The sequence below is a fragment of the Azospirillum terrae genome, assembly GCF_053470425.1.
In genome coordinates this window covers 138,915-145,301 of record NZ_JBPXMR010000013.1, presented here as the reverse complement: position 1 = coordinate 145,301, position 6,387 = coordinate 138,915, and the positions used below count along the sequence as shown (strand labels likewise).

The following is a 6,387-nucleotide window of genomic DNA, read 5'->3' as shown; positions in this document are numbered from 1 at the left end:
CGCCAGCTCACCAAGGGGCTGCCATGGCAGGTCATGCTCGACGACGAGCACATTCCGGAACTCCGGGCGTTGGTTCGACGGACCAGCCCGTCAAAGAGGAAGGCATCATGAAACTGTCGGGCCTCAGGCCGATGCCGATGTTGTAGAAGACGATCGCATTGCGGGCGTGCTTCAGCCTGGCGCGCTCCCAATGTTCGGCAAGCAAGGCAATGCGACTGTGTTGAAAGTCGATGTCAGGCGAATTCCGGAAGTTGCTGCATTGCGACTTCACGCACTCCGTCATGGACATGAGCAGGAACGCGCCGCACATTAGGGCGGTGGCCATGGCCCAAACGCGTCCTTGGAACGGAACGGTCCAGCCGCCGAATGGGCGAAACATCTGCGTCATGCAGTTATCCAACGCCGTCGTTTCATTGAGCGCGGCGGCGACCATGATCGCCCCCATGAAGCCCATGATGACCGTGCAGAGAACCGGGATCGTGGTCTCGATGGCTTGCTGCTTGTTTGGTTGGTCCGTGTACCCGCTGCCTTCACCCATGGCGGTGTCGTTCTTCTAGAGATTGTGACCACAGTTCGGGCACTTGATCATCTTATGCTTCTTGCAGTACCAGTTGCTGCATCCGGGGCATTGTACGGCATGGCGCTGCGGCACGGCTTCGCCGTTGTGCGCAAGATTGCAAATCTCCAAGATGTTCGACCCGGGAAGGAAAACCGTTCCCGCTTGATGGTTGAACGCTACGCCTTGGGGTTTGAAATTGCTGCGAACCGCCTTGGCGGTGTCCTTGATCAATTTGTCCACGAATTGGACAGCATCCTCTTTGCTTTGCATCGGTAGCTCGACGACCTCCGGCATGTCCTCGAGCGCGTCGGCGATGAGATGCAGGACGTTGCTCTTCGTCAGCGTGATCGACATGGGGACCTCATGCGGCTGTTCGACGGAGGAATGCTCAGCGACGGCCCTGCCGCGAAGGATCGGCGAGATAGCGCGCGAGCGCGGCCTTCGTTCCTGAGGCGTAGCCGTCCTGCCATCGATCGGTCGTCTGGAGAAAGCCGGCCCGCACCGTCTTTCCTTCCGCAGCCAGTTCCATGGCGTAGGCGCGGAAGCGATAGTGTTCGAACACGTCGAGCACGTGGACCATGTAGGCTTCGGCAAGGGCGCGGTGCCCTTCCACGATGACCATGTTCTCGTCGTTGGCGTAGGACGCCTTGTACCCCAGATTGTGGCTGCCGAGCACCACGGCGCAGTCGTCCGACAGCGGGTCGACGACCAGGATCTTGTCGTGGATGATGGCGTGCCCCGGCGGGGGCTTTTCCAGCTTGAAGTCGCCGGCGATGCCGCTGTCCTCGATGCGTGAGGCCCGGACGATCGAGAGGTTGTCTTGGACGAAGGTCGGTGGATTGCCCGATCCGCCGTTCCGCTGCGGATCGTAGTTCGGCATCGCCTTCGGGTCGGATACCGCGCCGATGACCAGCAGTTCGCTGTCCTTCAATCCGATGTCCAACGCCTCCCCGACGATGCAGTCCTTGCCGCTCTGCCCCGGGTAGAAGGCAAGGAAGAAGATCGCCTTCCGGGCGCGCCGGATGAGCCGGTAGACGTGGCTCAGGTCCGGCGGAACAGCTTCGCCCTTCCTGCGCTGCGGCATGTTCGGCGAGAACCACAGCGTGAACTTTCCGCTCGTCCCGATCCCCTTCGCAAAGGGCGTTCGGTTGCGGCCCCGAAGTTCGGCGCCCTGGACGTTGCCGGGCATCTCGGTCGATAGGGGGTTCGGGACGGGCAGCGCATCGGCATGGAGGCGTTGCCAGTAATCGTCGAATGCCTCCGCGACGTCCGCATCCTCGATCACCAGGGCGTTGTTGGTCTGCGCGGCGAGGCCGCCCCAGGTCCAGTTCGTGCTGCCGGTCAGCACGGCCCGCGGCTTGCCCTCGGCGTCGAGATTCACCACGAACTTGTTGTGGCCGATGCACGCGCTGTTGTTGAACATCCGGTCCTGCATCCTCACGCCGGCGGCCCGGAGTGCCTTGCGGGCCGGATCATTGCGGACGTCCCAGAAGTCATCCTTGTCCTTTCCCGTGTTCGAGAGGATGAGTTCCAGCTGGTCCTTGTGGTCCAGGAGCAGCGAGAGGAGCTCCCTATCCTCCAATTCATAGAGAGCGAGGCGGAAGCGTCCGGGGCGCTCCAGGAAAGCGCGCAGGAGCGGTAGGACGGAGCCGGCGAGGTATTCCCGGTGAGGGTCCCCGGGTTCGCGCAGCATGTGTTCGAGCTCGCCCTTCTCGATGCGGCCGTCCTTCAGGAGGACGTTGCTCAGCCATTGCGCCGATAGGATGCCGTTGGTGAAGGCGGCGCTGAACGGTTCCAGGCGGTCGGTGACGTGGATGACGTTGCTGGTCGCCGGCTCGTCCAAATAGGCGAGCGGCCGCGGTCGCCCCTCGTAGGCCGCCTGCCCGCCGGCGTCCGCCGGCGTGGCTTGCGGCACCAGGGCCAGTCCGGGCCCGGCATCGCCGACCGGCCGGATCTCGTAGCGGACGTGGACCCCAGCCGAACGCAACGCCAACGCATTTCGGCGCCTGCGGAGCGTCAGGTCCCGCCACGTCAGCTTCTGGACCGGCCAGACGCCGCTGTCCTGCGGCAACCAGCGTGGATTGCGCTGTCCTTTGAAGGGCACGAAGGACGCCGTCCTGATCCGGTCCGGCGAGCCATCCGCGCGGACGGCGTCCCGGCCGTTCTCGTCCACGTAGACGCGGGTGATCTCGAAGCCGAGGCACCCGTCGATCCTGGCGTCCACCAGCCACGCGATCAGCGCGACCTCGTCGTTGCAGTAAGCCTTGGCCGCGGTCACCCGGCCCATGGTCGCCTCCATCGGTGGGTTGGCCGGTCCGCGCCGCGGCGGTCCGCGCGGGCGTCGCCGCCGCGGCCAGTTCCGGCTTCAGAGAGAGTAGCCCCGCGAGACCCCGGCCTGCGACGATGCCGGGTCGATCTGCCCACCGTCGAAGAAGCCAGCGATCTGCTCGCCGACGTCGCCATCGGCCATGAATCGCCCGGGGTCCCGGCTGGCCTCGCGACGGCGCTGGTTCAGCAGCCGAAAGATCAGCCATTCGTCGTGCGAGCCAAGGCTGTAGTTCACGCTCGCCCGAACGCTGTAGTAGCGCAGGAATTCGATGCGCCGGCGCTCCCATTCGTCGCGCGCTTCGCCCGTTCCCGCCGCCGCGCCGCCCCACGTAATCCCAGGCACGCTGAAATCGTCGCGGACATCGGGATCGTTGGCGTCTTTCCGTGCGAAATACGCTTGGATGCCCGCCGTCAGCGTCTTCCCTTCGCCCAGGAAGAACGATTGCACGTCCCGCGGCCCGATGAAGTAGAAGGCGTCGAAATACTGGCCGCTGTTCAGGAGTCCGGGGTTCGCGATGCGCCGGTTGCCGACCCGTTCGCCATTCCCCACGAGGACGCTCGTCCACATCCGCATGTAGTCCCCGCCATGCGGCCGCGACGTGGCCAGCAGCTCGGCGAGATCGATGCCGAGTTCCTTCGCGTGCCGATTGATGAGGCCGGTGCCCGCCTTCGATTCGAGCTGGTACTGGGCGGGGTTCAGGATCCAGAACGCCTCTCCCCAGCGATCGAGCAGCGCGCGTTCCACATGCTTGGCGACGTCCACGTTCGTGCCCGCGTGGCCGCCGCCGCGTGGGCTGATCGGGCAGCTGAGATAGACGATCAGCTTGTCCTCAGCTTTCGCGCGCCGCATGTCGCTCCGGATGAGGTCGATCTGCTTGTCGAAGATCGCTTCCCACGGCCCGGTCTGCCACGTGTAGCGCATCGGGAATCCCGGCACTGGCTCTCCGGTCCGCGCGCCCTCGTCCTGCGCCGTCGCCGTTGCGCCCGAACCTGCGGCCGGCGCCGGATGAGCGGCCGGCGCGCCGTCGATCGGCGCGTCGTTGGCGATCACCACCTTGAACAGCCAGGAGCCATCCTCGGCGCGCTTGTACACGTGGATCCCGTTGAGCCGCATGCGGACGCTGCCGTTCCTGGACTGCGGGCCGTTCGGCTTCGGCGTGAGCGTGAGTTCGGTGGAGAACCGACGGTACGCGAGGTCGCCCAGGACCTCGATCTCGTGCTTGTGGTAGGTCTCCGCCGCGGTCCACGCCGCGAAGAAGCCCTCATAGGCCGCCCGGATCTGCTGTTTGCCGATGGCCGGCGGCACGGCCGGCCAGAGGTAGACCCCGTCCTCATGCCAATGGCCGAGCACGCCGTCGAGATCCCCAGCCTGGAAGCTCTTGAGGGCTCCGGCATACATGTCGTCGATGACGCGCACCTGCTGGCTGGCTTCGGCGTCGTTCATGGCTTCCTCCCGCTCCATGGACCAACGATGCGTATGCGGCGGGTCCGCCGCGGCCGGTTCAGAACTCCCCGGTCCGCGCCGCCTCTTCCCCTGATACCGGCTCCGGCGCGGCCTCGCTTTGAAGCTTCTTCAGCAGAGCCGGGTTCAGCCGCAGCTCGTTCGCGGTCCGCGCCTTCGCCGTGACGCCGACGTAGTCGTACGTTTGGAACAGGCTGGGCCGTTTGGTCATGTAGCCGCCGGTTGTCGACTTCTCGTCGGTCGTCGACGTCTCCTCCTCGGATTCGAGGCGCAGCATCGTCATGGCGCGGCCCAGGCCGTCCATGTGTCCGGCGAGCATGGCGAGTTCGGCGATCTGGTGGTCGAGGAGCCGCGCGTAGGCGGCGGCCTCGCCGATCCCGGGTTCGAGGTCAAGGCGGCGCACGCCGGCTCGCACCTCCTGCCGGTTCTCGGCATCGAGCTCGGCGCGCAGAGGGCCTTCGGCCCCTTGCGCGCTGCGTGGACGGACGATCAGGCGTTCGACCCAGTCGATGAGGGCCTTGTCGAGGTCGGAGAACGTCCCCGCGGGGGCCCGGTCGGGATCCTGCACGTAGAGCACGACGTTCTCGGCGTGCCGCAGCGCCTTCTCCAGCGCCGCCTTCTTCGCGTCCTCGTCCATCGGCGGGTTCGGCGGACGGCCGACGCCGTATTCGTCCTTGTAGGCGTTGAAGAGGAACATCGTGTGGTGCTCGAGGCCGTAGCGGGCCCGCGTGGTCACGTAGATCCGGAGATACGCCAACTCCTTCAGCCGTCGGCCGACGAAGCCGCCAGTCTGCGTCCCGTTGCGCCATTCGTCCTCGTTGAACAGCAGGGGCAGCGAGTAGGGCGGTTCGAAGCGGGCGAGTTCCGGATGGTGCATCAGGAGGTAGACGAGGCCGCCCGGGTAATACTGGCCGAAGGACCATCCCCACACGCCGGTCTGGACGCCGCCGACGGCCACGCCCTTGTCGCGCGTCGCCTGGTCCTTATCCTTCTCGTAGGAGACGAGCGGCACCCGCGCCCCCTTCAGCGGGGCCGGCGCGACGACGAACGCGCCGGTCTCGATCCGATCCAGGGGAAGGACGACCTCGGGTGGCGTGAACGCGGCGTCGCTGCCGCCCGCATCAGCCGCGATCTGCTCCAGGCGCTCGATCAGATCGGGGGCCAGGACCGAGTCCATCACGCCGGGGAAGAAGTCCTCGTCCGGAATGGCCAAGCCGGAAAAGACGTCGGTGAGTGCCACGAACTGCAGGCACAGGAACGCGAGCTCGACGAGCTGGGCGTTCACCATCCGCTCGTTGGCCGCGTCGGACAGCTCGCAGCTCGCCGCGGCGGCGGCGGCGGCGGCCGCTCGCTCCGGGCTGCCGGAGCCGGCGCCGACGGCGCCGCGCCAGGCGGCGCGCGCCGCCTCGAGGCGCGCCATCCACGCCCCTTCCCCGGCATGGCGACGCCTGTTGTCCTCCCGCAGCGCCGCTTTGAGTTCGTCGCACTCCGCGTCGGACCAGGACTTGGGGTCGGTGGCGAAGGTGTCGGTGAAGCGCAGGACTCCCCGCTCGACGGGGCTGAAGCGGTCCGGGTGGCGGACGTGTTCGGTCAGGAGCATGAGCTTGGCGGCGAAGTCCCGATCGGCGAAGCCGTGCCGGCGCGCCGTCAGCGTCCCGAGCACCGCGTGATGTGTCATCGTGTACCGCGCGCGGCGCCGTTGCCCGATCAGGTTGATGGCCAGCTCGCGGACCGGCCGCTCGATGAAGCCGGAGACCTGGACGCCGTTGCGGAAGGAGGGCTCGTCGAAGATGAGGGTCGTCGAGAAGGCGAGCTGCTGCTCGAAGATCGCGGGGATCTGCAGGAGGTAGCGGCCGAGATTGTTCGGGAAGGCCGTCGGGGTGAGGTTGGCGCTCCAGATCCAATCGGACATGGCCTGCAGGCCCTTCGTCCAATTGACGTTGCCGAGTCCGAAGTCGGCGTCCTTCAGCGGGATGGAGCAGTCGCGGGCCTCCTGCCCGCCGGACGGTCTCGCGGGTGCAAGCATGGTCGGTCCTCC

General features: G+C 66.6%; 5 protein-coding genes. All 5 read right to left on the bottom strand.

Annotation, left to right across the window (positions count from 1 at the left end; genetic code table 11):
- Positions 1-31: 31 nt before the first annotated feature.
- Positions 32-538 (bottom strand): hypothetical protein, encoded by a 507-nt coding sequence (locus ACSVDD_RS24665; protein WP_448192066.1) that lies wholly within the window; start codon positions 536-538, stop codon positions 32-34.
- Positions 539-553: 15 nt separating this feature from the next.
- A complete protein-coding gene (locus ACSVDD_RS24660) occupies positions 554-913 on the bottom strand; it encodes a hypothetical protein (protein ID WP_448192065.1) in 360 nt (119 codons plus the stop codon).
- Positions 914-947: 34 nt separating this feature from the next.
- Positions 948-2,846 (bottom strand): phospholipase D-like domain-containing protein, encoded by a 1,899-nt coding sequence (locus ACSVDD_RS24655; protein ID WP_448192064.1) that lies wholly within the window; start codon positions 2,844-2,846, stop codon positions 948-950.
- A gap of 78 nt (positions 2,847-2,924) precedes the next feature.
- Complete coding sequence (locus tag ACSVDD_RS24650) at positions 2,925-4,331, bottom strand: YybH family protein (protein ID WP_448192063.1); 1,407 nt, start codon at positions 4,329-4,331, stop codon at positions 2,925-2,927.
- Between the two features lie 58 nt (positions 4,332-4,389).
- Positions 4,390-6,375: a carboxymuconolactone decarboxylase family protein gene (locus ACSVDD_RS24645; RefSeq protein WP_448192062.1), complete on the bottom strand. Its 1,986-nt coding sequence runs from the start codon at positions 6,373-6,375 to the stop codon at positions 4,390-4,392.
- Positions 6,376-6,387 lie beyond the last annotated feature (12 nt).